Origin of the sequence: Campylobacter avium LMG 24591, assembly GCF_002238335.1 — a bacterium.
In the GTDB taxonomy this organism is placed as follows: domain Bacteria; phylum Campylobacterota; class Campylobacteria; order Campylobacterales; family Campylobacteraceae; genus Campylobacter_D; species Campylobacter_D avium.
Genome location: NZ_CP022347.1, coordinates 973,449 through 999,590, shown reverse-complemented (window position 1 = coordinate 999,590; position 26,142 = coordinate 973,449). Strand labels below are relative to the sequence as shown.

Annotated in this window: 26 protein-coding genes and 1 tRNA gene; 14 read left to right on the top strand and 13 right to left on the bottom strand. The window is 34.6% G+C overall.

What is annotated here, in order from left to right:
* Positions 1 to 26 precede the first annotated feature (26 nt).
* The 3 genes from ppa to aspS are packed head-to-tail and all read right to left on the bottom strand — an operon-like array spanning position 27 to position 2,887.
* Positions 27 to 548, bottom strand: a complete 522-nt coding sequence (ppa, locus tag CAV_RS05060; protein WP_094325413.1) for an inorganic diphosphatase — start codon at positions 546 to 548, stop codon at positions 27 to 29.
* A gap of 9 nt (positions 549 to 557) precedes the next feature.
* Entirely contained in the window at positions 558 to 1,139 is a 582-nt protein-coding gene (locus CAV_RS05055) for an adenylate kinase (protein ID WP_094325412.1), read from the bottom strand.
* Positions 1,136 to 2,887, bottom strand: a complete 1,752-nt coding sequence (gene aspS / locus CAV_RS05050; protein ID WP_094325411.1) for an aspartate--tRNA ligase — start codon at positions 2,885 to 2,887, stop codon at positions 1,136 to 1,138. Before aspS ends, CAV_RS05055 begins: the two co-directional genes overlap by 4 nt.
* An 83-nt stretch (positions 2,888 to 2,970) precedes the next feature.
* Here aspS and CAV_RS05045 point away from each other — a divergent pair, with 83 nt between their 5' ends.
* The 10 genes from CAV_RS05045 (at position 2,971) to CAV_RS05000 (ending at position 11,679) form a co-directional block, all read left to right on the top strand.
* Positions 2,971 to 3,813: an NAD(+) kinase gene (locus CAV_RS05045; RefSeq protein ID WP_094325410.1), complete on the top strand. Its 843-nt coding sequence runs from the start codon at positions 2,971 to 2,973 to the stop codon at positions 3,811 to 3,813.
* Positions 3,813 to 5,333 carry an AAA family ATPase gene (locus tag CAV_RS05040; RefSeq protein ID WP_094325409.1) on the top strand — a complete coding sequence of 507 codons (1,521 nt, stop codon included), beginning with the start codon at positions 3,813 to 3,815 and terminating at the stop codon, positions 5,331 to 5,333. Before CAV_RS05045 ends, CAV_RS05040 begins: the two co-directional genes overlap by 1 nt.
* A gap of 67 nt (positions 5,334 to 5,400) precedes the next feature.
* Positions 5,401 to 6,642, top strand: coding sequence for a bile resistance response regulator CbrR (gene cbrR / locus CAV_RS05035; protein ID WP_094325408.1), 1,242 nt, complete (start codon positions 5,401 to 5,403; stop codon positions 6,640 to 6,642).
* Positions 6,633 to 7,436 carry a TatD family hydrolase gene (locus CAV_RS05030; protein ID WP_094325407.1) on the top strand — a complete coding sequence of 268 codons (804 nt, stop codon included), beginning with the start codon at positions 6,633 to 6,635 and terminating at the stop codon, positions 7,434 to 7,436. The genes cbrR and CAV_RS05030 overlap by 10 nt, the downstream gene beginning before the upstream one ends.
* Positions 7,433 to 8,560, top strand: a complete 1,128-nt coding sequence (locus CAV_RS05025) for a lytic transglycosylase domain-containing protein (protein ID WP_094325406.1) — start codon at positions 7,433 to 7,435, stop codon at positions 8,558 to 8,560. The genes CAV_RS05030 and CAV_RS05025 overlap by 4 nt, the downstream gene beginning before the upstream one ends.
* Positions 8,514 to 9,332: a septal ring lytic transglycosylase RlpA family protein gene (locus CAV_RS05020; protein ID WP_094325405.1), complete on the top strand. Its 819-nt coding sequence runs from the start codon at positions 8,514 to 8,516 to the stop codon at positions 9,330 to 9,332. The genes CAV_RS05025 and CAV_RS05020 overlap by 47 nt, the downstream gene beginning before the upstream one ends.
* 1 nt (position 9,333) lies before the next feature.
* Positions 9,334 to 9,822 (top strand): HAD-IIIA family hydrolase, encoded by a 489-nt coding sequence (locus CAV_RS05015; RefSeq protein WP_094325404.1) that lies wholly within the window; start codon positions 9,334 to 9,336, stop codon positions 9,820 to 9,822.
* Positions 9,813 to 10,313: an LPS export ABC transporter periplasmic protein LptC gene (lptC, locus tag CAV_RS05010; RefSeq protein ID WP_094325403.1), complete on the top strand. Its 501-nt coding sequence runs from the start codon at positions 9,813 to 9,815 to the stop codon at positions 10,311 to 10,313. Before CAV_RS05015 ends, lptC begins: the two co-directional genes overlap by 10 nt.
* Complete coding sequence (lptA, locus tag CAV_RS05005) at positions 10,301 to 10,771, top strand: lipopolysaccharide transport periplasmic protein LptA (RefSeq protein ID WP_094325402.1); 471 nt, start codon at positions 10,301 to 10,303, stop codon at positions 10,769 to 10,771. The genes lptC and lptA overlap by 13 nt, the downstream gene beginning before the upstream one ends.
* Complete coding sequence (locus tag CAV_RS05000) at positions 10,771 to 11,679, top strand: glycosyltransferase family 2 protein (protein WP_094325401.1); 909 nt, start codon at positions 10,771 to 10,773, stop codon at positions 11,677 to 11,679. Before lptA ends, CAV_RS05000 begins: the two co-directional genes overlap by 1 nt.
* Before the next feature lie 125 nt (positions 11,680 to 11,804).
* Here the strand turns inward: CAV_RS05000 and CAV_RS04995 are convergent.
* The 5 genes from CAV_RS04995 to nrfH form a co-directional block, all read right to left on the bottom strand.
* Positions 11,805 to 11,894: transfer RNA gene (locus CAV_RS04995), tRNA-Ser, on the bottom strand.
* Between the two features lie 72 nt (positions 11,895 to 11,966).
* Positions 11,967 to 12,752: an outer membrane protein gene (locus CAV_RS04990; protein ID WP_094325400.1), complete on the bottom strand. Its 786-nt coding sequence runs from the start codon at positions 12,750 to 12,752 to the stop codon at positions 11,967 to 11,969.
* Between the two features lie 192 nt (positions 12,753 to 12,944).
* The gene (locus CAV_RS04985) at positions 12,945 to 13,493 is read right to left on the bottom strand and encodes a hypothetical protein (protein WP_094325399.1); all 549 of its coding nucleotides are present in this window, start codon (positions 13,491 to 13,493) and stop codon (positions 12,945 to 12,947) included.
* A 268-nt stretch (positions 13,494 to 13,761) separates the two neighbouring features.
* Entirely contained in the window at positions 13,762 to 15,582 is a 1,821-nt protein-coding gene (locus tag CAV_RS04980; protein WP_094325398.1) for an ammonia-forming cytochrome c nitrite reductase subunit c552, read from the bottom strand.
* Between the two features lie 18 nt (positions 15,583 to 15,600).
* On the bottom strand, positions 15,601 to 16,104 hold the full coding sequence (gene nrfH / locus CAV_RS04975) for a cytochrome c nitrite reductase small subunit (protein ID WP_094325397.1): 504 nt from the start codon (positions 16,102 to 16,104) through the stop codon (positions 15,601 to 15,603).
* A gap of 295 nt (positions 16,105 to 16,399) precedes the next feature.
* On the opposite strand from nrfH, the gene CAV_RS04970 reads away from it, so the two are divergent.
* The gene (locus CAV_RS04970; RefSeq protein WP_094325396.1) at positions 16,400 to 16,996 is read left to right on the top strand and encodes a peroxiredoxin; all 597 of its coding nucleotides are present in this window, start codon (positions 16,400 to 16,402) and stop codon (positions 16,994 to 16,996) included.
* Positions 16,997 to 17,058: 62 nt separating this feature from the next.
* On the opposite strand, the gene CAV_RS04965 is transcribed toward CAV_RS04970, so the two are convergent.
* Together CAV_RS04965 and CAV_RS04960 are read right to left on the bottom strand one after the other, a co-directional pair.
* Positions 17,059 to 18,927 (bottom strand): flagellar assembly protein A, encoded by a 1,869-nt coding sequence (locus CAV_RS04965; RefSeq protein WP_094325395.1) that lies wholly within the window; start codon positions 18,925 to 18,927, stop codon positions 17,059 to 17,061.
* On the bottom strand, positions 18,924 to 19,625 hold the full coding sequence (locus tag CAV_RS04960) for a hemerythrin domain-containing protein (protein WP_094325394.1): 702 nt from the start codon (positions 19,623 to 19,625) through the stop codon (positions 18,924 to 18,926). Before CAV_RS04960 ends, CAV_RS04965 begins: the two co-directional genes overlap by 4 nt.
* A 223-nt stretch (positions 19,626 to 19,848) precedes the next feature.
* Between CAV_RS04960 and panB the strand changes: the two genes are divergently transcribed.
* Genes panB through panD form a run of 3 tightly spaced genes read left to right on the top strand, consistent with a single transcriptional unit; the run spans position 19,849 to position 21,904 of the window.
* Entirely contained in the window at positions 19,849 to 20,670 is an 822-nt protein-coding gene (panB, locus tag CAV_RS04955; RefSeq protein ID WP_094325393.1) for a 3-methyl-2-oxobutanoate hydroxymethyltransferase, read from the top strand.
* Positions 20,671 to 20,678: 8 nt separating this feature from the next.
* On the top strand, positions 20,679 to 21,527 hold the full coding sequence (gene panC / locus CAV_RS04950) for a pantoate--beta-alanine ligase (protein WP_094325392.1): 849 nt from the start codon (positions 20,679 to 20,681) through the stop codon (positions 21,525 to 21,527).
* Positions 21,524 to 21,904, top strand: coding sequence for an aspartate 1-decarboxylase (gene panD / locus CAV_RS04945; RefSeq protein WP_094325391.1), 381 nt, complete (start codon positions 21,524 to 21,526; stop codon positions 21,902 to 21,904). The genes panC and panD overlap by 4 nt, the downstream gene beginning before the upstream one ends.
* A gap of 57 nt (positions 21,905 to 21,961) precedes the next feature.
* Here panD and motB read toward each other — a convergent pair whose 3' ends face one another.
* Genes motB through polA form a run of 3 tightly spaced genes read right to left on the bottom strand, consistent with a single transcriptional unit; the run spans position 21,962 to position 26,130 of the window.
* Positions 21,962 to 22,696: a flagellar motor protein MotB gene (motB, locus tag CAV_RS04940; RefSeq protein WP_094325390.1), complete on the bottom strand. Its 735-nt coding sequence runs from the start codon at positions 22,694 to 22,696 to the stop codon at positions 21,962 to 21,964.
* An 8-nt stretch (positions 22,697 to 22,704) separates the two neighbouring features.
* Positions 22,705 to 23,478: a flagellar motor stator protein MotA gene (gene motA, locus CAV_RS04935; RefSeq protein WP_094752826.1), complete on the bottom strand. Its 774-nt coding sequence runs from the start codon at positions 23,476 to 23,478 to the stop codon at positions 22,705 to 22,707.
* 18 nt (positions 23,479 to 23,496) lie between these two features.
* Positions 23,497 to 26,130, bottom strand: coding sequence for a DNA polymerase I (gene polA / locus CAV_RS04930; RefSeq protein ID WP_094325388.1), 2,634 nt, complete (start codon positions 26,128 to 26,130; stop codon positions 23,497 to 23,499).
* Positions 26,131 to 26,142 lie beyond the last annotated feature (12 nt).

The following is a 26,142-nucleotide window of genomic DNA, read 5'->3' as shown; positions in this document are numbered from 1 at the left end:
AAGCACAAAAAATTGTGCTTTGATTGTTATTTCTTAGCCTTTTCTATAAAAGAATTTAAAAGCTTGCTAGCCTCATCAAGTCCTTTAAAATCCTGCACTTTTACCCATTTTCCAGCTTCTAATGTCTTATAAGTTTCAAAGAAATTTTTTATCTTTGCTAAAGTGCTTTGTGGAAGGTCTTTTATATCTTTTACATTATCAAACCTAGGATCTATCTTTGAGGTAGGCACGGCTATAAGTTTTTCATCCATTCCAGCCTCATCTTCCATTATCAAAACGCCTACAAGTCTGCAAGGCACCACCGCTCCTGCTTGTATAGGTTTTTCATAAAGCACTAATATATCGGCAGGGTCGCCATCATCAGCCAAGGTATTTGCTATAAAGCCGTAGTTTGCAGGGTAATACATAGCTCCTGCCAAAACTCTATCCACAAAAACCGCACCACTTTCCTTGTCTATCTCATACTTTATGCTAGAACCATAAGGTATTTCTATGACCGCATTTATTTTGTTTGGGATTTCTCCAACACTTATTTTTTCTATATTCATTGTTTCTCCTTACTCATCTAGTTTTAAAATTTCTTCTATAAGTTTGCTTATGTCCTTTACGATTTCATCTATGCTTCTTTCTCCATCTATTTTAAAATGCAGGTTTTTTTTAGCATAAAAGTCTTGAATTTCTTGCAAAGGCTCTATATAAACTTTCATTCTATTGTTGAAAACTTCCTCATTATCATCCTCTCCTCTTGAGCGGCCTAAAACCCTTTGTCTTGCCACCTCCTCACTTACTACAACCTCAATTACAGCTTCTAGTCTTACTTCCTCTTGGGCCTTTAAAACCTTGTCAAATTCAAGCATTTGTTCTACGCTCCTTGGATAGCCATCTATGATAACTACTTGCGTAGGGGCTTCTTTTAAGGCTGATACTATGGTATTTACGACCACATCTAAAGGCACTAAATTTCCTTTGGATATAAAGCTATCTATAAGCTGTCCAAGCTCACTTTTTTTGGCAACTTCCTCTCTTAGCAAGTCTCCGGTTGAGTAATGAGTGATGTTTTTGTCATTTTTAGCTATTATACTTGCATCAGTTGTTTTACCGCTTCCGGGCGCACCTATGATTAAAAATAATTTTTTCATTTTGTATTCTCCTTAAGTTTTAAGCCTAATTCTTTTAAAGAATTTGCATCTACAAGCGACGGTGCAGAAGTCATCAAGCACTGTGCGCGTTGAGTTTTTGGAAAAGCTATAACCTCTCTTATGCTTTTTGCCTTGCTTACAAGCATTATAAGCCTATCAAGCCCTATGGCTATACCAGCGTGAGGCGGGGCACCAAATTTCAAAGCATCAAGTAAGAAGCCAAATTTTTCTTTTTGCTCATTTTCATCTATATTTAAAAGCTTAAAGACTTTTTGCTGAATTTCATTTTTATGAATTCTTACACTTCCGCCACCTAGCTCAACTCCGTTTAAGACTATGTCATAAGCTACTGATTGTATCTTTTCTAGGTCTGGTTCGTCTATGTTTTTTGGCATAGTAAAGGGGTGGTGCATTGCTGAATACGAGCCATCATCGTTTCTTTCAAACATTGGAAAATCCACTATCCAAACGAAATTTAATTCATCTTCGTCTATGAGTTTTAGCTCATTTGCTAAAAACACTCTAAATCTTCCCATGTAATCAAGCACTATTTTTTTGGCTCCAACTCCAAAAAAGACTACATCTCCAAGTTCTAAGTCACATCTTTTCATAAGCTCATCTAAGTCTTTTTGCTCAAAAAACTTGCACAAAGGCCCCTTAAGTCCATCCTCTTTAACCTGCATAAAGGCTAGCCCTTTAGCTCCAAATTTACGCACATATTCTTCAAATCTTTGCATTTGCCTTTTTGAAAAAATCGTATCACCCTTTGGCACTCTTAAAGCCTTCGCTACATTTTGTTTGACATCTGTTGCTGGTTTTGAAAAAATTTCATTATTAGACCTGGCGAAAATATCTGCTACATCGATAAGCTCAAGATTAAACCTCAAATCAGGCTTATCGCTACCATACTTTTGCATGGCCTCATCATAAGACATTCTTTTAAAAGGGGTTTGAATTTCCTTGTCGCAAGCCTTAAAAATTTCTTTTAAGAAGTTTTCAGCTACATTTATAACATCTTCTTGAGTGCAAAAGCTCATTTCAACATCTATTTGCGTGAATTCAGGTTGTCTATCCGCCCTTAAATCCTCGTCCCTAAAGCATTTTGCTATCTGAAAATACTTATCAAAGCCAGAGCACATCAAAAGCTGTTTGAAAAGCTGTGGGCTTTGTGGCAGGGCGTAAAATTCTCCTTGATGAACGCGAGAAGGAACCAAATAATCCCTCGCTCCCTCAGGAGTAGCTCTAGTGAGTATAGGCGTTTCAACCTCTAAAAAACCCATAGAGGATAAGGAAGTTCTAGCTGCTATACAAGCTTTCGAACGAAGGGCGAAGTTGTTGTATAGCCTTGGATTTCTAAGCTCTAAAAAGCGGTATTTTAGCCTTAGCTCCTCATTGACGCTTTCATCTTCGCTATCAAAAGGCACGGTTTCACTTTCATTTTCTATGATGAGTTCATCTACTAAAACCTCTATACTGCCGGTTTTTAACTTTAAATTTTCTAGATTTTCTCCTCTTTTTCTAACCTTTCCCTTTGCTATTAAAACAAATTCATTTCTAACATTTGAGGCGATTTCATGAGCATTTTTGCTGTCATTTGGGTCGCACACAAGCTGTATCAGGCCGCTTCTATCTCTTAAATCTATAAAGATAACGCCGCCATGGTCTCTGTATGAATTTACCCAACCGCAGAGCCTCACTTCCTCCCCTACATTAGCTAAATTTAAATCAGTGTTGTAATGAGTTCTCAAGTTTTATCCTTAAAAAATAAAAATAAAGTGAAATTGTATAATCTTTATTCTTTTACTTTGCTAAGATTTGATATAATTTTTCTATGATGATTGATTATAAAAATATAAAAAAAGTAGGACTTGTATCAAGACCAAATACAGACTTAAGCAAGGAAATTTCACATATAAAATCCTTACTTGACAAAAGGGACATAGAGCTTTTGCTGGCTAAAACTAAGCTTGGCGATGATAAGGAGCTTGATGGGCTTTTTACCCAGAGTGATTTAATCATATCCTTAGGAGGAGATGGAACTCTTATATCCTTGTGTAGAAAGGCTTGTGAGTACGATAAGGCTATATTGGGTGTAAATGCTGGGAATTTAGGCTTTTTAACAGACTGTTCTGTGGCTGAGCTAGAGGATTTTTTCGATGAATTTTTTGCCGGAAATTTTAGGGTGGATAGACCTTATCTTTTAGACATTTTTTTAGAGGATAAAAACGGCAAAAAGATAGTTAAAAACGCCTTTAACGACATAGTTTTTACAAGCTCTTTTCATCAGTCAATGGCACATATAGAGGTTTTAAGAAATGATAAGATTTTTAATGAATACTACGGAGACGGCCTCATCATCTCAAGCCCAGCTGGCTCAACCGCTTATAATCTAAGTGCAAATGGTCCTATCATATACACCTTAGCAGAAGTATTTGTTTTAACACCCATTTGCTCACACTCACTCACTCAAAGGCCTATAGTTTTACCAAGAGGTTTTGAAATTTTTTTAAGAGCTAGAGAGTGCGTTTTTTGCATAGACGGACAGGAGCATTATAATGCTAATGATTACGATAAAATCAGCATAAATTTAAGTAAAAAAACAGTTTCTATCATACATCCAAAGAAAAGGGATTATTTTCAAATTTTAAAAGAGAAGTTAAATTGGGGACATTGATGATAAAAAAAGTATTTATGAGAGAAAATTTAAGTTTTAAAATAGCAGAACTCGAGATAGAAAAAGGACTTACAGTTTTTACAGGACTTAGCGGGGCTGGAAAATCAATACTTTTTAAGGGCATTATCTCGGCCTTTGCGCTGTGCGATAGTGAGGCTAAATTTGTAGAAATAGAGCTTGATGATGAGATAGAGGCTGATAAATTTGGGATTTTTAGTGATGATGACAATGTTTTTAAGATGATTAAAGAAAAGAACACAAAGTATTTTTTAAACAATCAAAGCATAAACAAAAAAAGTCTAAATGCCCTAAGCAAGACTTTTATCAAATATCTTTCTGTAAAGGATAGTAACGAATTTAGCAATGAAAGGCTTTTAGGCTTGCTAGATGTTTTGCAAGAGCAAAAAGATGGCACTTTTAAGGAATTTTTATCCTCTTTTAAAGAGCTTTATAAAAACTATAAGGATAAAAGCGAGGAGCTTGAGAAAATAAAAGAGGAGGAAAAGAGGATAGAGGATTTAAAAGAATTAGCCTCTATGCAGATAGAAAAGATAGAAAAAATAAAGCCAAAATTAGGCGAGTACGAAGAGCTTTTAAGTCTAAAAAAAAGACTTTCAAAAAAAGATAAGATAATAGAAGCTTGGGCTAGGGCAAATGCTATTTTTGAGCTTGAATCAGCAGTTATAGAAGCTTTAAATTTAAGCGAAAAAGATAGTGCCTTTTTTACGGACTGCTTGAATGAGCTGAGGTTTGTGAGCGAAAGTCAAAATTTTGATGATTTGGACTTTGACATAGAGGAGCTTTTAGACCGCATAGAGCAGCTGTCTTTTTTGATTAAAAAATACGGTAGCATAGAAGAAAGCCTAAAAGTGCTTGAGGAAAAGAAAAAAGAGCTTTTGCATTATGAAAATTTAAGCTTTGAGAAAAAAGAACTTGAGCTTGAGCTAGAAAATTTGTCCAAAGAAGTAAATGATAAGGCCGAAATTTTAAGCAAGTTTCGAAAGTCGAATTTAAAGGACTTGCAAACTCTTTTAAATTCATACCTAGAAAAATTATATATGAAAAATGTATCCTTAGAGCTTTTGAGCTGTGATTTGAGTGAGCTTGGCTTTGATGAGCTTAAGCTGAGCATAAATGAAGCAGAGCTTAAGAATTTAAGCTCAGGTGAGTTAAATAGGCTTAGATTAGCCTTTATAGCGGTTGAATGTAAGCTTTTAAATTTTGGAAAAGGCATTATCTTTTTAGATGAGATTGATGCAAATTTAAGTGGAAAAGAAGCAATGAGCATAGCAAATGTCTTAGATGAGCTAGCAAATTTTTATCAAATTTTTGCTATCTCGCACCTGCCACAACTCTCATCAAAGGCTAAAAATCATTTTTTAGTCGAAAAGGAAAACAATGAAAGCTTTGTAAGAAAGCTAAAAGATGATGAAAGGGTAGGGGAGTTAGCTAGAATGATAAGCGGGGAGCAAATTAGAGATGAGGCTTTGGAATTTGCTAAAACTTTGCTCAAGTCTTAGATTAAATTCATAAAAATATGCTAGTATGTAGCTTTTAATTTTCTAATATATCAAGAAAGATTTACTTATGGGCAAGATTTTAATTATTGATGATAATAAAATGCTTACAAAGCTTTTAGCAAAAAAAATAAGTTCGGTTTTTAACTTCGAAATAGACATAGCCTTTTCCTTTGCTGAGGCTAAAAGCTTGGTGGAAAGCGGAGAAAAATATTTCGTGTGCTTTGCGGATTTGTGTTTGCCAGATGCTTTAAATGGTGAAATAGTGGATTTTTTGCTAGGCCACTCCCTTTTAGTTGTGGTGCTTACGGCAAATAGCAGCAATGAGATTAAGCAGAGATTTCTTGACAAGCAGATATATTCTTACATATCAAAGGAAAGCGATACCTGCATAGATGAGATTATTTCGGCTGTAGAGCTTTTAAGTCGCTTTCAAAAATTTAGAGTAATACTTGCCATGAGCAACATAAATGAAAGAAATAATATTAAAAATATGCTTTCTTTAAGGAATTTTAATATCCTGGCAGCAGCACATGGCGAGGAGGCTTTGAGCTACTTAAACGACAATGCTGATATAAATTTGCTTATTTGCGACGCTAAAATGCCTGTTGTTGATGGTTTGGATTTGCTAGCTAAGGTAAGGCTTACTTACCCTAAAAATCAGCTTGGCTTCATAGCTTTAGGCGATAAGGATGATAGTTTAGAATCAGCCTTTTTAAGAGGCGGGGCAAATGAATTTATAGCAAAACCTTTCAGCAAGGAGCTTTTTAACGCAAGGCTTGATAGGTATTTAAAAGATATGAATGATTTGCAACTTTTAAATCACTTCAACGACTTAGAGCCGCTAACCGGCGCTAAAAAATCACTTTATCTTAAAAGCTACATAGAGGATTATCTAAGCGAGAAGCAAGAAAATGAGCCTTTTGCCCTAGCTTTGATAGATATAGATAATCTAAAATCCATAAATTCAGAATACGGATACAGCGTAGGCGATGAGGCTTTAAGACTAGCCGTTAAGGAAATTTTTAATGAAACTATGGGCAGAGATATTGTAGGGCATTTTACGAGTGAAAAAATTTGCGTTTTGCTCAAGAATGTAGACAATGAAAAGGCTATAAGAATTTTTTCATCAATTAGAACAAATATCAAAAACAAAGCCCTTTTAGTATCTTTGGATGAGCTTTATTTTACCGTTAGTATAGGGGTTACTTTCGCTACAAATTCTACCTACGAAGAACTTACTCAAAAGGCTTTGCAAGCTTTATATACAGCTAAAAACAACGGACGCGATAGGGTTGAGATATGTTTTTAGATACTTTTAAGCACAGTGCCAAAATTATAGACACTCATTGTCATTTGGATGATGAGAGCTATTATGATGACTTGCACGAGCTTTTATTAGCTTGTAAAACAAATAATATAGAAAAAATGATAATACCCGGCGCAGATATCAAAGACCTAAGCAGGGCAGTAGAGCTTTGCCAAAGGTATGATGAGCTTTATTTTGCTGTTGGAGTGCATCCTTATCACTGTAAAGATTATGATGAAAAGCTTTTGAGATTTTATATAAACCATGAAAAATGCGTAGCGGTTGGGGAATGTGGGCTTGATTATTTTCGTTTAAAAGCTGATGATGTGGATGAAAAAAAGCTACAAAAAGAAGTTTTTTTAGCGCAAATTTCCTTGGCAAAGGAGTTTAAAAAGCCTTTGATTATCCATGCTAGAGAGGCGAACGAGGATGTGTATCAAATTTTATCCTCTCATGCCTCTAGCCTTTATGGAGGTGTTTTGCACTGCTTTAATGCAAGCCCTTTGCTTTTAAATTTAAAAGACAATGGCTTTTATTTTGGAATCGGGGGCGTTTTAACCTTTAAAAATGCTAAGGCTTTGCTTGAAATTTTGCCTAAAATTCCAAGGGATAAGCTTTTGCTTGAAACAGACGCGCCTTATCTAAGCCCAGAGCCGTTTAGAGGCACGAGAAACACGCCCATTAACACTCACTTAGTAGCTGATAAAATGGCTACTTTGCTAAATTTAGATAGAAACGAGCTTATAAACATTTGCACTAAGAATGCGAATACATTGTTTTTTCAGGAAGTAGTATGAGAATTTTAAGTATTTTTTTCTTTCTTTTAAGCCTTTCTTTTGCTAATAGTTTTTCTCCAGAATATCACCAAAAGCAGCTTGAAATTTTAAGAAATTTAGATATAGATAGTGCTTATATAAGCGATTTAGTCTTTGTGGATAATAAAGAGGAATTAAAGTCCTTGCATTCTAAATCCTTAATCCACTCAGCACAAAATTATTACGAGTTTATACCTATCATAAGACAGGTTTTGCACGATGAAGAGGTGCCAGAGGAGCTTATGTATCTAGCCATAGTAGAATCGGGCTTAAAAAGTGCTAGTGTTTCAAATGCCAAGGCGGTTGGAATTTGGCAATTTATGGAAAAAACCGCCACTAGTTTGGGACTTAAGGTTGATTTATATGTTGATGAAAGACGCGACCCTTTTAAGTCCTCTTTCGCGGCCACTAAGTATTTAAAAAATTTAAAGGATGAATTTGGCAAATGGTATCTAGCCATACTTGCGTATAATTGCGGCAACGCCAAGCTAAGGTCTGCCATAAAAGAGGCACAAAGCGATGATTTAAGTGTTTTGTTAGACCCTGAGGCTAAATACTTGCCACTTGAAACTAGAATTTTTATTAAAAAAATTCTAACCCTAGCATTTTCTGCGAAAAATGAGGATTTTTTGCTAAAAAATGATTCTTATTTTGTAAATTACACAAGAGAGCATAATTTCGCCAAGGTAGATGTTCCAACTAGCGTTTCTTTGAAAGATTTAGCAAAGATTAGCAATATTTCTTTTGAGGAGCTTAAGAGGTATAATCCTCAGTTTAGATACGACTTTACGCCGCCAAATTATGATTATTACATGTACATACCTATAAATAAGCTTTTATCATACGAAAAAAATTACGACCCTAAAAAAATAGCCAAGGTTGATACCAGCATACCTAAGACTAAAATTTACATAGTTAAGCAAGGCGATTCGCTTTATTCTATAGCTAAAAAGCACAAAATAACAGTGGCTGATATAAGAAAATATAATAAAATCAAAAAAGACCATTTAAGCATAAAACAAAAACTTATAATACCGCTTAAGAAAGAGGAGATAAAATATGCAAGTGTTGAAAAGAAAAAGACTTCTAAGCTACGTTCTAGGTAGTATTGTAGTGCTAAGCCTTAGTGCTTGTACTCAGACTAGAACTTCAAGTTCTTATTATCCAAGCAATGATTTTAGAACAGACAAGCAAGGTGCTTTAGGTGCGAAAGGCACTATGAAGCCTTATACCATAAATGGCAAGACTTATTATCCAACCGTTGTTGAAGTTGGCGAAACTGCCGAGGGTATAGCTTCGTGGTATGGACCTGGCTTTCATGGCAAAAAGACTTCAAACGGAGAAACCTACAATCAATACGCTTTCACAGCAGCACACAAAACCCTACCTATGAATACAATCTTAAGCGTTGTAAATTTAAGCAATGGCAAGAGAACCCAAGTTCGAATAAATGACAGAGGTCCCTTTGTTGATAACCGTATCATAGACTTATCAAAAGCGGCCGCGGAACAAATTGACATGCTTGAAAGCGGCACAGCACCGGTAAAGCTTGAGGTTATAGGTTTTGGTTCTGTTGATGATTCTAACACTATCGTACACCAAAACACAAATTTAGGCCTTAGCGGCGATATAACAAATAGCGGACAAAGCTATGAGGGTGGAAATTTCATGGTGCAAATCGGTGCTTTTAGATTTATGGAAGGAGCACAAAAAACAGCTAATCAATACAGCTCATATCAAGGCTACAAGGCTGTTGTTAGAACCAGCTCAAAAGACGGCTTAAACAGGGTATTTTTAACAGGCTTTAGAAGTTTAGAAGAAGCTCAAGACTTCGCTAGAAGTGGTGCTTTTATGGGTGCTTTTGTAGTTAGAGAATAAGATGATAGAGATAATTTTCTTAGATGTAGATGGCTGTTTGACTGACGGCAAGATTATTTACAGTAGCGATAAAAGCGAGATAAAAGAATTTGATGTCAAAGATGGAGCTGCGATAGAAGCTTGGCTTAAGCTTGGCAAAAAAATAGCCATTATCACCGGTAGAACTTCTCCTTGTGTGGAGTTAAGGGCTAAGGATTTAAAAATAGATTTGCTTTTTCAAGGCGTAAAGGATAAATTATCTTGTGCTAAGGAAATTTTAGAAAAGTTAAATTTAAGCTTTGAGCAAAGTGCTGCTATAGGGGATTATCTAAACGATAAGGAGCTTTTAAAGGCTGTAGCGCTTAGCTTTAAGCCAAAAGACGCACATAAAAGCCTAGAGGTTGATTATACTCTTAGTAAAAAGGGCGGTAAGGCCGCCGTGTGCGAGATGATAGAGCTCATCATAGAAAAAAATTCTATGCAAAGACAGTGGAATGAACTTTGGCAATAAAAATCTTTGCTACCCTAATGGGAATTTTCTCCATAGTCTTTGTTTTTTTGGGTATGCAAGATTTTTACTCCATAGACATAAAGCCTTATTCTTTGAATTTCAAAAACATAGAAGCAAATCAAATCAAGGCCTATGAGTTAAATTCATCTTTGGTTAGGACTTATTACAGTGCCGATGATTGGGTAAGGTTTGAGGATAGGGATATCTTTCAAAATGTCTTAATGCTTGATTATGATTACAATGTAAGTGCAAACAAGCTTGTTTTCATGGATAAAAATATAAGCTTGGCAGGAAATGTGCTCTATAAAGACATAAACGATACTAGCATAAGCACTGAGAGGATTTTTTATCTAAAAGATGATAAGGTAATATTTACTGATACCAAATTTAAGGCATTTAGGGCAAATGATACTTTATTTGGCTCATCTTTAAAATATGATATGAAAAATAAAACTCTTGATATAAAGGGTGTGAATTTATGGCTAGATTAGTTTTAGCTTTTTTGTTTTGCTTGAGCATTTTGCACTGTAATAAGCTTGAAATCACGGCCGATGTTTTTCACGGCGATGAAAACAAACTTGTAAATGTTTTGAGCGGAAATGTTATTGTTAAAAAGCAAAGGGACACGCTAAGAGCAAACACTCTAACAATCTTTACAGATAAAAATAAAAATGCCATAAAATACATAGCCTCAGGCAATGTTAGCTTTGAAATTTTTTTAAAGGATAAATTTTATAAGGGTAGGGCAGCAGAGTTTATCTACGATGTAAAAAGCGATACTTATGAGCTAAATAAAAGAGCCTATATACAAGAAAATAACACAGAACGAAGACTTTATGGCGATAAGATAATGGTAAATAACAAAGCCCAAACCTACACGGTTTTTGGAGAGAGCAAAGAAAACAAGCCGGCAAGATTTATTTTTAAACTAGATAATGATTTTAAATAATGCCTAAAATTTCTATCATTATGCCTCTTTTTAATGCCGCCACGCACGTAGAAAAGAGCGTGCAAAGCTTTCTAAAGCAAAGCCTAAAAGACATAGAACTTATAATAATTAATGATTTTAGCACAGATGAAAGCCTAGAGCTTGTAAAGCCCTACCTAAAAGATAAAAGAATAAGGCTTATAAATAACGAAAAAAACTTAGGCGTCTTTGCTAGTAGAAATATAGGGGTTTTTGCTGCAAATGCAAAGTTAATTCTTTTTATGGATGCTGATGATTATTTGCATGAAAGGGCTTGCGAAATTGCCTTTAAGCTTCAAGATAAGGCCGATATACTTTGCTTTGAAGCCCTTGTAAATCGTAAAAAAGCAAAGGCTTTTTATAAATTTAAGGACGATAAGCTTTATCAAAGAGATGAGTTTTTGACATTTTTAAGCTCTAAAAAGCATTTCATAAATTCAGTTTGGGCGAAACTTTTTAAAAAAGAGCTGATTACGCAGGCCTTGACACTTATAGATTACAAGCAAAGATTAAATTACAGTGAGGATTTGCTTTTTTGTTATTTAAATTTTTTCTTTTCCAAAAGTGTTTTTTGTAGCAAAGCTCAAATTTATACTTATAATTTCAATGAAAATGGACTATATCAAAGCAATGATTTAGCCTTGCTAAAAAGTCATTTAAAAGATAATGAAATGGTTTTAAAGCTTATAAAATCTTTAAGCAAAGGATTTAAGCATAAGAAATTCAATACAACTTTAATTTTTGCCTTAAAAAATGAGAGCAAGAATTTAAAATACAGGATTAAAAAACTTCAAGGAAACTTAAAATTTTACGATATGCTGTATCTAAGGATACGCAAAAAAGCTGCTAAAATTTTCTTAAATTCACATAAAATTTCATGGAAAATGTAAATTTTTTCACACAGTGAAATTATTGTGAAAAAACTTTAAATTTTATTTACTTTTAAGCTTTTTGAAGCCCTATGTGCTAGGCAAATGCTCTGCTTGTGTTTCGTGTAGTGAAAGTGTGAAAATAGTGGCGGACAGAGAGGGATTTGAACCCTCGAGACCCGTTAAGATCTGCACCCTTAGCAGGGGTGTGGTTTCAGCCACTCACCCATCTGTCCTAAAAAGCTAGAATTCTAGCTAGTTTTACTTAAGATTTAGCTTAAATCCTCTTTTTGTAAGAGGATTTGTTTTTAGAAATTATAAGAGTAGGTAACATGAACAATGTATGGTCTTTTCATGGTTGTAACCGTGTCGTGTAGGTCTACAGTAGCAAGGCCACCAGTTGCTTGGTTCATTAAAGGTGAGTAACCATGCCCTTTGTAAATATCAGAGCTTAGCATGTAAAACTTAGCGCCTATTTCAAGTCCGTGATGTTTTTTGATTAGCATTCTAGCGCCGACATTTAGTATGGTTTGGAAATTTGAGTAGCTCTCGCCCGGTCCAGCTGAAGGCTTAAATTCCTTACCATTTGCTATCCAAGTTTCACCACCTATAGCAACACCGCCGTAAATACCAGCCGAGCTATTTCCGCTTTGCAAAATGTTTATCAAAGCATCTATGCCAAATCCATACTCTATAACGCTGTTATAGTAAGTGTGCTTTGTGCCTGTAAAAATAGATTCGTCGTTGCCAGGAATTATGGTAACCAAGCTTAAATCGCCGTTATAGCTTATGTTTTGCATGGAATTATAGCCATAGCCTAGATAAAGGTATTTTCTAAAACCAAAGCGAGAATCAGGGCCGAAAAAAACTTTGTCGCCAAATTTTAGGGTAAGATTATTCATGTTATTATTTGCGGTGATGTCGCCTTTTATTGGCACAGGGTTATTAAAAACAGTTGCCGTGGCGTCTATGCTTTGTTTAAATCTTGCATCCCCTCCGCCAAATTCTAAAGATAGATAATACCCATCCTCCTCAGCCTTAAGCAAAGAACAAGAAAAAAGCAAAGTTAAGGCTAAAAATAAAATTTTTTTCATTTTTTCCCCTTATTTTTAAAGCCTTAATTATAATCTGTTTTTTTTTTGTAATTTTTTTGCGAAATTTTTTTTAAATTTGCTTAAAAATACCTTGCTTAAGACCTAGAAAATAGCTTGGAAAAGCTTTTAAATTTGTTTATTTTGTCGTGATAATGAAGTTGAAGCTTATCTTAGAAAAGAAATTCTAAGCCCTCAAAGGCTTAGATAGGCGACTATAGATGTTACTATGAAACCTACAAGTATGGTTAAAATTTGATTTCTTCTGTCCTTTTTTATGGCTACAAGTGTTATCATAATGCCAGATAGATAAAGTACAAGCAATGTAAGCCCAAAAGCTATGCCAAGCACGGAGAAATACCAAGCAACCTTGTTTTTATGTAGCATAATCATATTTCCCAAAAACGAACGTTCCTTTGTTATGAGCATAAATTTTCCTTCATTTTGGTGCAGCTCAACGCTATAAGCAGCAGAGCCAAGTGCAAAATCTCCGTCTTTTGCCTCCATTATCTCATCTTTTGGAAGTTTTATGTTGTTTTCTTTTAAGAAATTTGTTACTAGTTCTTTTTCTTTGCCTTCTTGAATTTCAAAATTTACATTATAGGTATTTTCTTTTAATCCGCTATCTTGATCAAAGCCCAAGATATAGGCCATGCCGGTAAGTGCGTAAAGTAGGGCAAGAGGTAAGAAAAATAGCGATATATAAATGTGAATTTGTCTAAATAATTTGTTTTTGTTTATCATTTAAAATCCTTTATGTATATCATTTATCTTGGTAATTATATCAAACAATACTAAATTTTTATAACAAAAATATACTTTTTTGATAATTTTTGCCTTTCTTTAGGCTTTGAATTTTTAAATAAGCATCGCAAATAAACTTTTAAGCATTATGTAACCGTGAATTTAAACTGTTTTGAGAGCTAAAAAAGGGGTGTAAATTTAAGTATTAGTTTTGTGGATTTTAATTTTTGAATTTTAAAAGTTCAAGCCCTAAAATTAGGGCTTGATTTTATTTTTTATCAATTACTTGATGATTATAAGGTTTGATGTTTTTATCGTATTCTATCAAAGCAGCTGGAGGGTTGCCATTTACATTTTCATGCTCGTAGTATCTATCTCCTGCCTTTTTGCCATTCACATCAACCTTGTAGCGAATTTCGCCCGGATTTAGCTTTTGCATATCCTCAAAACCTAAATTTGAAGTTTTGAAATTTGTAATACCATTTGCAGAAGCTATCTCAACAAGCTTTGTTTGTCCTTGTCTTGCCATATCAACAGCTTGTAAAAGCATTCTTGAAGCTTCTCTTGGGTTGTGGAAACCGGTAGAGTTTTCAGCGCCGACAAAGTCAGCTCTCATTTGAGACTTTCTGTGTAGTTCTAAAACATCTTTTAAAACAGCGTTGATTTTCTTAACATCAGCCTTGCCATCACTTTGGTATTCAGGCATTTTTCCTAGCTCATCTCTTAGGTTTTTTATATCAGTTATAAGGCTTACTATGCTGTATTCTGCTGTTCTTAAATCATGAGCAACAGAATTTTGAATATCTTTAATTTGATTTTTTAGATAATCCTCACTTTGCACATGGCAAGTTTTACAAGCTGAATTTATGTCGGCTAGTGGGCTTGTAACATTGTGTTGGCTTAGCTTTTTAGCACCCTTTCTTATGTAAGGCATATGACAATCCGCGCAACTTACGCCATTTGCAGCATGTACACCACCGCTGTAAAGCTCTGTTTCTGGGTGCTGAATTTTAAGCATAGGCGCACCACTTATCTTGTGTGTCCAATCAGCAGGGAAAACATCTCTTGATTTTTCATAATACTCATCAAACATTTCTATCCTAAATGGCTGTCCTTTTTTCCAATCAGCCCAAGGAAATACTAGCGTTATGCCGTCTGCTTGAACTTCTATTGGCGAGTTGCCGTCTCTCCAAGAATCATACTCATCGTAAGTTTTTTGAGTGCCGTTGTACCATTTTTTAGTAGGGTCATTTTGTATGCTTTCACCCATCACTGTAACTTTTTCGCCGGTAGGTCTAAAGTAGTACTCCACATGGCACTGTGCGCAAACTAGGCTTCTCATTTCCTCTCTGCTGGCTTTCACGCCTTGAACAGGGTCTTTTTCATAGCCTCTTGCTACTAGCGAATTTATGGCCGCTTGTCTGCTAAGTCTTAAGCTCATATCGTCAGGGTTATGGCAGTCTGCACAGGTAACACCCATTCTTTTTCCGCCGTGAGGGCCGCTGTGCTCAGGTGAATTTTCAACTATACCATTTACAGCAGGAACATTTTTTATCATAGTCCAATACTTAGTGGAGTTAAATGCCACCCAATCACCCTTAGCCACATTTTCCAAAAGCCAAGGAGACCAACCGCTATGGCAGTTCATACAGGCTGTTGGCTGTCCGGCAAAAGCTGCAAAGCCGTGAGAATTTAAGAAATCTTTGTTATTTCTTGCGGTATCCATTTGGTCAACTTGTATCCAAAAATGCCCTCTTTCTTCATTTGCGTCTATTGAGAAAGGATAGCCAGCCCAAAGCACTGTAAGCTGTGGATACCTGATAAGTTTAGAATAAGCTAAATTTCCACCAAATTCTGTGGTAAATTCAGGTGCTTTTTCAACCGTGGTATACATATCAAGATAATCTGGAAAATTTTGACCCCAATGATCAAAGGTAGGATTATCATCACTTAGCGTAACTAAATTCTTTGATATTGTTCCACCTATACCTTCATTTTGCTTTTTTGTTATGTCATTATTTAGCCATAAAACGCCTACGATTAGGACAATAACAACAACAATTGCAACACCTAAAGACCTTTTGCTCATAATTTTCCTCCTAAAAAATTAAAAACCGCGAGAATGCCCCACGCCAGCATGACAGGACACGCAGCTTAAAGAATTGTTTTTTGCATGGATGTTTGTAGTTGGATTAACTACATTTGAAACCATTTCAGCATGGCAGTTTATACAATTTTCTTGCACTATAGCCTTACTTTTCGCATTTGCACTTAAATTTGTAGGCAAGTCATTTAGCTTAAAAGTAAAAGCATAAGCATGCGCTACGCCGCTTTGCGCCTTAGCTATCCATTTACCCACAAAGTCATGCGGCAAATGACAATCACCACAAGTAGCTACCGCTTCTCCTTTTATCTTCTTAGAATGCGAAGACTTTGTGTAAGCTGCATAAACATCATTCATTATGTGACAGTTGTTACAGGCTTCGCTAGAATTTGATAAATAAGAGATACCTTTAGCATTTATAAAGGTGTAAAATGCAAGTGCAATAAGCACGAAAAGTAAAATCGCAAATACTGCAAAAACACTACTTATTTTTTTAGTTTTCTCCAAGCTACCTCCTTATTTTGATAAGCAATTTTGCAATTTTAATATAAGGAAAATTAATTTTTGTTTAATAACTGTTAATTTAATGCTTATTTTTGCTTTAGTAAAATTTTTGTGTTTTTTGCATTATATTTAAGGATAAAATTAGTATTTTTATTTACTAAATATTTATATTTTCTAGTTTTTTATTTACAAGTATCTTGCTTAAATTTATAAATATTTTTACTTATTATTTACTTTATTTTAAACTTAAGTTGATATGCTTTTGCTACAAATAAATTTTATTATTTAGGAGAATTTCATGATAGTTACTAAGAAAGCACCGGATTTTACAGCTCCGGCAGTTTTGGGAAACAATCAAATAGTTGAGGATTTCAATCTTTACAAAAACATAGGCGAAAAAGGTGCGGTTGTGTTTTTCTACCCTAAAGATTTCACTTTCGTTTGTCCTTCAGAAATCATAGCTTTTGATAAAAGATATGATGAATTCAAGGCTCGTGGCATAGAGGTTATCGGTATATCAGGCGATAATGAATTTTCACATTTTGCTTGGAAAAACACCCCTGTAAATCAAGGTGGTATAGGTCAGGTAAGATACCCATTAGTAGCTGATTTGACAAAGTCTATCGCTAGAGGCTTTGATGTGCTTTTCAATGAAGCTGTGGCGCTTAGAGGTTCGTTTTTGCTAGATAAAGACGGCACAGTAAGACACGCTGTGATAAATGACTTACCACTTGGCAGAAATATAGACGAGATGATAAGAATGGTAGATACTATGCTTTTCACAAATGAACACGGAGAAGTTTGCCCAGCTGGCTGGAACAAAGGCGATAGCGGTATGAAAGCTGACCCTAAGGGCGTGGCTGATTATCTAAGCAAGAACGAAGGCAAGCTTTAATTTAAAATCACAAAACGGAGGCCAGCCTCCGTTAATCTAAATCTTTTTACTTTCTATCTTTCTTAAATTTCGTAAAAATCATCTCTACCTGCTAGCTTTTCTAGGTAAGCTTTTAAATTTTCTAGCTCGATTTCGTTAAAATTTTTCTTGGATTTTATGTAAGTTTCGTTATTGTCATCTTTTACTAGCATGAATTTTTTGTTGGTATCCACAAAGCCAAGCATTTTTTTAAATTCTAAATACCTGCTTCCTTGCGGATAAAAGGCCAAGATATTTGCCTCGCCTATGTTAAGAGCTTTGATATAGACATTTACTTTAAAACACATAGTGTCAAAAAAATCTATCTTTTTATGTATTTTGTGTTTCATGTATATTATATTTTCATACTGCTTTACATAGGAATTGTATTTGTCTATATTGTTTTCATAAAGTTTTAGCAATCTTTCTTGCAAATCACTTAAATTTCCATTTTCATCGTCTTTTTTATACTGCAAAACCCGAACTTGATTAGAAACTAGGTAGCGGTATAAATTTTGCATTTTAGTTGTTATTAGCTCAAGTTCCTTAGCCACCTTTATGCTTAAATCTTTTATGTTTTTATACTCATCATTGGTATTATCAGCTGCTAGGACATTTACGGGGCTTATGTGTATCAAATTTAAGTTTTTAATGCTATTTTCTATTACTAAGGTTTTCTTTGGGTATAGCTTGTTGTTGTTTAAAAGATTTTCTATGTAGATATTTTGTGCTTCTATCTTTGCTGATAAGCAGTTTTTCACATAAACATTTTTTGCCCTTACTATGCCGTCTTCTAAATTTTCGATATATACATTTTCAGCTTCTAAAAAGCCTTTGTGGGTTTTTATGTAAGCATTTTTGCTTGTTATGTCTGATTTTTTATGCGTTACGCCCTTAATTTCTAAATTCTTTGCATTTAGCTTTGTGGCGCCTACGCTTCCTCTTATTTTTACATCGCTTGACTGTATATTTACGATACCTGATTTTACCGCATCCTCTATAACATCGTTATACAAAACCTCCACCACGGTATTTTCATCTACATTTGTTTTTATAGAACCTGTGTTTTTTAAATCAACTTGTGAAACTTGTATGGTATTTGAGATAAAAAAACCTCTGTCATCTTTTCTTAAAAAGCCGTAATCATTTGCGTAGTATTTAGCCCTATCTGCAAATTCGACCTTATATATGCTTTCATCCTTTAAAACAAAAGGATTATCCACAAATTTTAAAGGCTCTAAAGCTAAAATTTCTCCCCTTAAATTCCTGCCCTCTCTGCCCATTTTTCTGTATATATACTCAAAAAGCAAGCAATCTTTTGGAACCGGATTTGCATAAACGCCCTCATCATAAATTTGCTTTACCTGAGCTTGTTTGTAAAATATAGCCTCATCGTTTTGGTGCTCTATAGGATAGCTTCCTAAGGCAAGCAAGAACTCAAATTCTTGTATGGCTTCGCCGTTTTTGTATACTTGAATATAGTTTTCCAAGTTGTTATCTAAATTTTTATCTAGCCTTAGCGTTAAAAGATTATTTTTAGCCAAAGTCTTGTAAATACACTGATACAAATCTCTTTTTAAATTCTCATAGTATGAAAAAGGACGGTTGCTTGTTATTTTAGCTTCTATCTTTACTAAATTTGAATCAGCTTTTAGCTTTAATTCAAAAGGCAAATCTTTTTTTGGAAGAATGTTTATGAAAAATTTTTGCGTTATTTTGTCAAAATTCTTTACGAAAAAATCATCAGAGTAAAACATTTCTAGATTGTCTTTGCCATAAACCTTGTATCTTTTGTTTTTCTCGCATATAAATTCAAAATCAACTATCTCAAAGTCAAGCTCCACCTTTCTAGAGCTTTGTTCTTGTTTTAAGAGTTCATAAGGCTTAAAAGTAGCAACTAATTCCTTACTCATATGCTCAACTCTTCTAACTCTTTTTTCAAAGACGCGAAATTTCCACTATCTTCATCTATCTCATCTTGCAAAAATACTAAAATTTGGCCGCAATCATCGCATTTTAAAACAGTTTCTTTTTGCAGAAGTTCATCATGAATGCTTTGTGCTATGTGAGTTAGCTTTAATTTGCAAGCACAGATATAAGTAAAATGTTTTTGCGAATTTAAGTCTTGTTTCATGTTGTGAAGCTTTTTGTAGCTTTCTAAGGAGCAGTGAATTTCGCTTACATGAAAGGCTTTGTATTTGTAGTTTGTTATCCAAGCATCGCCGTTTACGAAATGCTCTAGTATCCAGCCTGTAGTGAAATTTTTAAATTCGGTTGCAAAATTTTTTAAATCAGCACCAAGATATAGAAGCTCCTTTGTCTTGCTAATCAATTCCCTGTGCTGTTTTATGTGCTGCTCAAGTAAGGGAAATTCTAATTCTTTCATGTATTTTTCCTCATCCTTAAAATGCACCTTCATATACTCAAAAATTCTATAAATTAAGCCTTTTAGCCCCTCTTTTATCTGTGCTTCATCTTCTTTGCTTAAATTTTCTTCATTTGCCCTTTTGGCTAGCTCATAAGCTTCGTGTGTTATATCAAATATAATTTGGTGTTGTTCATCAAGCTCCAAATTCTTTATAGAAAAGTCTTTAGACCATACTATAGACATTTTAATAACCTTTATTAGTTGATAAAAATTTGGAAAATATTATAACTGTTTTTTTTTTTTTTATCTTTAAAGATTGATTAAAATGAAATTTTTTATAGCTTTTTAAGTTTGTGTTGCAAATTAGTAGCACAAGGGCTATAAATTTATGAAAATACAAATTTTGTATTAAATTTTCATTTTAAAAAAAAGCTTAAAATTTTTAAAATTTTTTCGTGAGGTTTGGATGAGAAAGAGTATGTTAAGCCTTTTAGAAAAAAAGGGCAAAAATGAAAAAATCACTATGCTAACCGCTTATGATTACCTAAGTGCAAAGGCTGTGGATGAGGCCGGTATAGATGTGATTTTGGTTGGTGATTCCTTAGCTATGGTTGTTTTAGGGCTTGAAGATACCTTAAGCGTAAGCCTTGATGAAATGCTAGTTTTCACAAAGGCTGTTTCAAGAGCTGCTAAAAACGCCCTTGTTTTAAGCGATATGCCCTTTGGTTCTTATGAGGGCTGTGAGTATGAAGCCTTAAAAAACGCTACAAGATTTATAAAAGAGGGTAGGGCAAATGCCGTAAAACTTGAGGGTGGAGAAGAAATTTGTAAAAGCATAGAAATGATAAGCAAGGCAAAAATTCCTGTAGTTGCACACCTAGGACTGACCCCACAAGCTATAAACGCACTTGGAGGATACAAGGTGCAGGGTAAAAATTACGAGGCAGCTCAAAAATTATTAAAGGACTCAAGAGCGGTTGAGAGTGCTGGGGCTTCTATGCTTGTTTTAGAATGTGTGCCTACAAAATTAGCGCAAAAAATCACACAAGAGCTTAAAATTCCAACTATAGGCATAGGTGCTGGAAAATACTGCGATGGACAGGTCTTAGTTTATCACGATTTGCTGGGCATAAATGAGGACTTTAAGCCAAAATTTGTAAAAAGATACGCAAATTTTAATCCAAAAGAAGCGGTAAAAGAGTATATAAAAGAGGTTAAAGGCGGTATTTTTCCTAGTGCTGACTTTTCTTTTGACTTAGATGATGAATGGCTTGATAAGCTTTATTAGGACTAAGAATGAAAATTATAAAAAGCATAAAAGAGCTTAAAAAAGAGCTTTTAGAGTATAAAAAAGCAAATTTAAGTATAGGCTTTGTGCCAACTATGGGTTATTTGCACGAGGGGCATTTAAGCCTTATGAGAGCTGCTAAGAAAGAAAATGAGAGGCTCATAGTAAGCATTTTTGTAAATCCTATGCAGTTTGGAGCAAATGAGGACTTGGATAAATACCCAAGGGATTTAGAAAGAGATTCTAAGCTGTGCGAGGATGAGGGTGTGGATATACTTTTTTGCCCTAGTGTAGAGGAGCTTTATCCAAAGGGCTTTTCAAGCTATGTTGATATGAACTCTTTAACAAATACTTTGTGCGGAGCAAGCAGAGCAGGGCATTTTAGAGGGGTTTGCACTGTGCTTATGAAGCTTTTTAATATCACAGGCGCAAACAGAGCATATTTTGGACAAAAAGACGCGCAGCAATGTGCTGTGGTTAAGCAGATGGTAAGGGATTTAAACTTAGATATAGAAATAAAAATTTGTCCCATAGTAAGAGAGGCTGATAACTTAGCAAAAAGCTCAAGAAATGTTTATTTAAACGAAGATGAAAGAAAGTCAGCCCTTTGTCTTAGCAGGGCTTTAGCCTTAGCTAAAAAAATGCTAGATGAGGGCGAAAAAGAGGCTTTTAAAATAAAAGAGGCTATGCAAAAAGAAATAGAAAAAGAAAATTTAGCAAGGATTGATTATATATCCTTGGTAAATCCAAAAACTATGCAAGAATTAGAGCAGATAAAGGATGAAGTTTTAGTAGCCTTAGCCGTTTTTGTTGGAAAAACAAGGCTTATAGATAATTATTTAAGGGGCGAGATATGATGCTTACTATGTTAAAGGCTAAAATTCACAGAGCCAAGGTAACTGAGGCTAGGCTTGATTATGTTGGAAGCATAAGCATAGATGAAAATTTGCTTAAAGAAAGTGGAATTTTAGAGTATGAAAAGGTGCAAGTTGTAAATGTAAATAACGGGGCTAGATTTGAAACCTATACCATAGCTTCTAAGGAAAAGGGCGTGATTTGTTTAAACGGAGCGGCGGCTCGTTTGGTGCAAAAAAATGACAAGGTTATAATAATGGCTTATGCGAATTTGGACGAAAAGGAGGCTCTAAATTTTAAACCCAAGGTTGTTTTTGTAGATGAAGATAATCAAATTTCAAAGATAAGCAGCTATGAAAAACACGGAGAATTAGCCTAGTTTTATTTTGTGATTTAGTTTAAGCAAATTTACTTAACTAAATCACAAAGAATTTCCTTAAGGATTAAAAGTATCCAGCCTTTCTATGACGGATTTTTGAGTTTGTTCATCCGTTACATCCATCTTGTAATAAATTTCAACTCTATTATTTTTTGTAAGCGAAGCGTCGTTGTCAAGCGGTTGATTTAGACCAAAGCTCTTTATGCTTATGCTTTTGGTATTTACCCCATTTTCTATAAAATAATTTGCAACGTTTTCAGCCCTTTTATAAGCTAAATCAAAGCTTCTTAACGCTGTGTCGCTATTATCAGTGTAGCCTCTAATCTCAACTTGAATTTTAGACGGCAAACCCTTGGTGAAATCTACCATGTATTTTAAAAAATCTCTTACATCTTGAGATACTATATCAGCACTCCCTCTTTCAAATTCAATCCTCGCTGGAAGCTGTAAGGCTACTTGGTTTTCTTGCTGATCTAGTGCAGCTTTTAGCTTTTTGATTGTTTCTTGTTGGGTTAGTGTTAGTTCTTTGAGTGCTTCTAGCTCATCTTGTGGAGTCTTTGAAGCACCCTTATATTGTTGTTGATTGGAGGTTTCACTCTCAACAACATTTGAGGGAGAAAAATCAAAGATTTTTATAAATTCAGTTTTCAATGCCTCTGTTTTGGCTGGGTTTGACTCAGAAATAGCCCATAAAGCGATAAATAGGGCAAGCAATAAAGACAAAAAGTCAGCGTAAGGAACAGCCCACTTTTCGCCAGCAGGACATTCTGGACATTTATGTTTTTTAGCCATTTTTTATCCTACTTTTCAAATTGTGAAATTCTAGCATCATCGTGTGAGAGGTAATTAAATAGCTTTGCTTCTAAATCTCTTGGATTAGCACCCTCAGCTATGCCTTTTATACCTTCTGCTATAACGATTTGTTCTTTTACGTAGTCCTTGCCATTTGCTATCATTTTGCGACCCCAAGGAGTAAAAAGAGCGTAAGAGGCAAAAATTCCAGTAACCGTTGCTGTAAAAGCTCCAGATATACCCATAGCCATTTCCTGAGGATTATCAAGCTTTTGAAGGGCAAGCATAAGACACATAACCGCTCCAACTAGTCCCATTGTAGGACAAGTTTCACCAGCTAGTATCCAATACTCCCCAGCCTCCTTGTAGTGTTCTTCAAGCTCTTCTGTTTGAATTTCCATAGTCTCTCTTATCTCATCAAAGCTTTTTCCATCAACTAGCATCATAAGAGCACTTCTTAAAAAATCATTATCTATTTCATTTGTTCTTGACTCTAAAGCTAATAAACCGTCTCTTCTTGCAACTATTGAAAAATCAACTATTTGAGCTATACGCTCACCTAAATTTACCTTAGCACCTGTAAAAGCTATCTTTAATTCTTTAAAGGCATTTTTAAGTGATTTTTTATGCACCGAAGTAATCGCACAGCACATAGCGGTTGGAATAACTATAAGAACGGAGCTTAAGTGGATAACATGTAGAGGATTTCCACCTTCTAATATATCTCCTACCGAGATACTAGTTGTTGCAAATATCATACCAAGTATAGTGGTTAAATCCATACAGTCTCCTTAAAACTATCATTTCAAATCACCCCATTTTTTAGCTACGCTTGATGAAGTTTTCAAATCAACTTTTAATTTTACAATATTTTTCATAACATTTTCAGCAAATTTGGCAAATTTTTCTACTATTTCATCTCTTATCTCAAAAATCAATTCATCATGAATTTGTAAAATCAGCCTTTTATCATCATCTAAATCCTTATCAAGCTCTAACATAGCTAGTTTTATAATATCAGCAGCCGAGCCTTGAAGTATAGAATTTACGCTTTCTCTTTCGTAACTTGCTAGAATTTTCGCATTTATTTCTTGAAAATTAAAATACCTCTTTCTGCCCAGCAAGGTCTTTATATAGCCGTTTTCCCTAGCTTCTTGCTTTACTCTTTCAAAGTATTTTTTTATGCTTGTGAAATTTTCGAAGTATTTTTCTATGTAAAGCTTGGCCTGTGTTGCTGGAATTTGTAAATTTTTGCTTAAGGTTTTATAGCCCATGCCATAGATAAGCCCGAAATTTATGCTTTTTGCTATGCTTCTTGTTTCGTAATTTACTTCATTAAAAATCATCATAGCAGTTTTTGCGTGTATATCCTCGTCGTTTTTAAAAGCACTTAGCAGTTTTTCATCCTCACTAAAATGAGCTAGCATTCTTAGTTCTATTTGCGAATAATCAATGCTTAAAAACGAAAAGCCATCTTGTGCCACAAAGCAGGATTTGTATTTTTTGGCATATTGGCCGTGTGCTGGTATGTTTTGTAAATTTGGCTCTTTTGATGATAGCCTGCCCGTAGCCGTTCCGTGCTGTAAAAAGTTAGAATAAATCCGCGAATTTTCATCCTTTTGTGCAAATTTCAGTATAGGCTCGCAGTAGGTTGAGTAAAGCTTGGAAAGCTCTCTATAGGCTAAAATTTCAGGCACTATCTCATGTTCGTTTATAAGTTCTTTTAAAACCTTTTCATCTGTTGATAAAAAGCCGCTTTTGCCCTTTTTTTTGCCCTCTAGAGCTAGTTTTTCAAATAAGATTTGCGCCACTTGTTGCGGTGAGTTTATGTTGAAATTTTCGCCAGCTAAGCTGTAAATTTTATCTTTGATTTTGTTAATTTCTTGCTCAAAGTCGCACATTATGGCTTTTAAGGCCTCTTTATCTAGCTTTATGCCTTTTTCTTCCATATTTAGCAAGACTTTGATAAAAGGAAATTCAAGCTTAAGGGCTATGTCAAAGAGTTCTTTTTCTAAATTTTGTAAGAAATAAAAATACAACTTAAGGCTTATGTAAGCGTCCTCTGCCGCGTATTTGCAAGCTGTGTTGATATCCACATCGCAAAAGCTTTCGCCTTTTTTTACTATATCTTCAAAATGTATGGTTTCGTAAGAAAAAAATTTTTTTGCCAAGATGTCTAAGCTTATCCTTGAGCCGGGTTCTTTAAGCCAAGCAAGTATCATGGTGTCGGCGTATTTTTGCGCTAAGTTGATATTAAAATTTTGCTTTATTATCGCAAAATCGTATTTTAAATTATGTCCCACCACGAAATTTTCAAATATTATGGATATAGCCTTTTTAGCGTCCTCAAGGCTAATTTGCTTAGAAAGATTTTTGTGAGCTATTGGCACATAAAAGGCCTCATCCTCATTTATGGCAAAAGAAAAGCCAACTATCTTAGCATTTTTTGTGTCAAGCCCGGTTGTTTCAGTATCAAAGGCGACCACGGTTTCTTTATCAAGCTTGTTTAACATTTCAAATAATTTTTGGCTATCATCAAGCACGGTGCTTTTAAATGTGCTAATTTGGGTATTTTTTATATCTTTTACTGCTATTTTTTTAAGCAAGGCATTTAGTTCGTATTCTTGCAGGGTATTTACTACATTTAGCAAGGCTTTTGTGGGCATTTTGCATTCTTCTAAATTCAAATTTAAATCCAAATCATCGTATAATTTTGCTAGTTTTTTAGACACAAAGGCGTCTTCTTTGCCTTCAAGCAGTAATTTTTTGGTTCTTTCGTTTTTTACCAAGGTTAAATTTTCATAAATATTTTCTATGTTTTCAAAATCATCCAAAAGCTTTTTTGCACCCTTTTCGCCTATGCCTTTAACGCCTTTGATGTTATCGGCGCTATCTCCGCACAGAGCTAAAAAATCTTTGATTTGTTTTGGTTTTACTCCGTATTTTTCAAAACAAGCTGCCTCGTCGTATTCCCTTTTAGAAATAGGACTGTAAATGCTTACCTTATCATCTTTTATGAGTTGGTAAAGGTCCTTATCTTGAGTAATAATTCTTATAAAAACATCCTCATCTTTTAAAAGATTAACGACAGTTGCTATTATGTCATCAGCTTCATAGCCTTGCTTTTGAAAATGTGCAAATTTCATATCCTTTATCATTTGTATGCAAACGGGAAGTTGGCTTAAAAGCTCGGCAGGTGGTTCGTTTCTGTTGCTTTTATAAGATGGGTCTATGCTATTTCTTATGTTTTCTCCCTTGCTATCTAGAGCAAAGATTACATAATCACTTTTTAATTCACTTTCTAAATTATAAATAAAATCAGCAAAGCCCTTTATCATGCCGCTATCTTTACCACTTGAATTTTTTAAGGCCTTAAGGGCGTAAAATAGTCTAAAAAATAAGCCAAAACTGTCTATTATCGTTAATATTTTCATGTAAAATCCTTA

Excerpts from the sequence above, each read along its gene's own strand:
- ppa (WP_094325413.1), bottom strand. The coding sequence starts at position 548 with ATGAATATAGAAAAAATAAGTGTTGGAGAAATCCCAAACAAAATAAAT.
- polA (WP_094325388.1), bottom strand. The coding sequence starts at position 26,130 with ATGAAAATATTAACGATAATAGACAGTTTTGGCTTATTTTTTAGACTA.
- panB (WP_094325393.1), top strand. The coding sequence starts at position 19,849 with ATGAGAAAGAGTATGTTAAGCCTTTTAGAAAAAAAGGGCAAAAATGAA.
- cbrR (WP_094325408.1), top strand. The coding sequence starts at position 5,401 with ATGGGCAAGATTTTAATTATTGATGATAATAAAATGCTTACAAAGCTT.
- CAV_RS04965 (WP_094325395.1), bottom strand. The coding sequence starts at position 18,927 with ATGAGTAAGGAATTAGTTGCTACTTTTAAGCCTTATGAACTCTTAAAA.
- CAV_RS05025 (WP_094325406.1), top strand. The coding sequence starts at position 7,433 with ATGAGAATTTTAAGTATTTTTTTCTTTCTTTTAAGCCTTTCTTTTGCT.
- panD (WP_094325391.1), top strand. The coding sequence starts at position 21,524 with ATGATGCTTACTATGTTAAAGGCTAAAATTCACAGAGCCAAGGTAACT.
- panC (WP_094325392.1), top strand. The coding sequence starts at position 20,679 with ATGAAAATTATAAAAAGCATAAAAGAGCTTAAAAAAGAGCTTTTAGAG.
- CAV_RS04970 (WP_094325396.1), top strand. The coding sequence starts at position 16,400 with ATGATAGTTACTAAGAAAGCACCGGATTTTACAGCTCCGGCAGTTTTG.
- CAV_RS04990 (WP_094325400.1), bottom strand. The coding sequence starts at position 12,752 with ATGAAAAAAATTTTATTTTTAGCCTTAACTTTGCTTTTTTCTTGTTCT.
- motA (WP_094752826.1), bottom strand. The coding sequence starts at position 23,478 with ATGGATTTAACCACTATACTTGGTATGATATTTGCAACAACTAGTATC.
- lptA (WP_094325402.1), top strand. The coding sequence starts at position 10,301 with ATGGCTAGATTAGTTTTAGCTTTTTTGTTTTGCTTGAGCATTTTGCAC.
- CAV_RS05045 (WP_094325410.1), top strand. The coding sequence starts at position 2,971 with ATGATGATTGATTATAAAAATATAAAAAAAGTAGGACTTGTATCAAGA.
- CAV_RS04985 (WP_094325399.1), bottom strand. The coding sequence starts at position 13,493 with ATGATAAACAAAAACAAATTATTTAGACAAATTCACATTTATATATCG.
- CAV_RS05000 (WP_094325401.1), top strand. The coding sequence starts at position 10,771 with ATGCCTAAAATTTCTATCATTATGCCTCTTTTTAATGCCGCCACGCAC.
- CAV_RS04980 (WP_094325398.1), bottom strand. The coding sequence starts at position 15,582 with ATGAGCAAAAGGTCTTTAGGTGTTGCAATTGTTGTTGTTATTGTCCTA.
- CAV_RS05020 (WP_094325405.1), top strand. The coding sequence starts at position 8,514 with ATGCAAGTGTTGAAAAGAAAAAGACTTCTAAGCTACGTTCTAGGTAGT.
- CAV_RS05040 (WP_094325409.1), top strand. The coding sequence starts at position 3,813 with ATGATAAAAAAAGTATTTATGAGAGAAAATTTAAGTTTTAAAATAGCA.
- motB (WP_094325390.1), bottom strand. The coding sequence starts at position 22,696 with ATGGCTAAAAAACATAAATGTCCAGAATGTCCTGCTGGCGAAAAGTGG.
- CAV_RS05015 (WP_094325404.1), top strand. The coding sequence starts at position 9,334 with ATGATAGAGATAATTTTCTTAGATGTAGATGGCTGTTTGACTGACGGC.
- CAV_RS05030 (WP_094325407.1), top strand. The coding sequence starts at position 6,633 with ATGTTTTTAGATACTTTTAAGCACAGTGCCAAAATTATAGACACTCAT.
- CAV_RS05055 (WP_094325412.1), bottom strand. The coding sequence starts at position 1,139 with ATGAAAAAATTATTTTTAATCATAGGTGCGCCCGGAAGCGGTAAAACA.
- CAV_RS04960 (WP_094325394.1), bottom strand. The coding sequence starts at position 19,625 with ATGTCTATAGTATGGTCTAAAGACTTTTCTATAAAGAATTTGGAGCTT.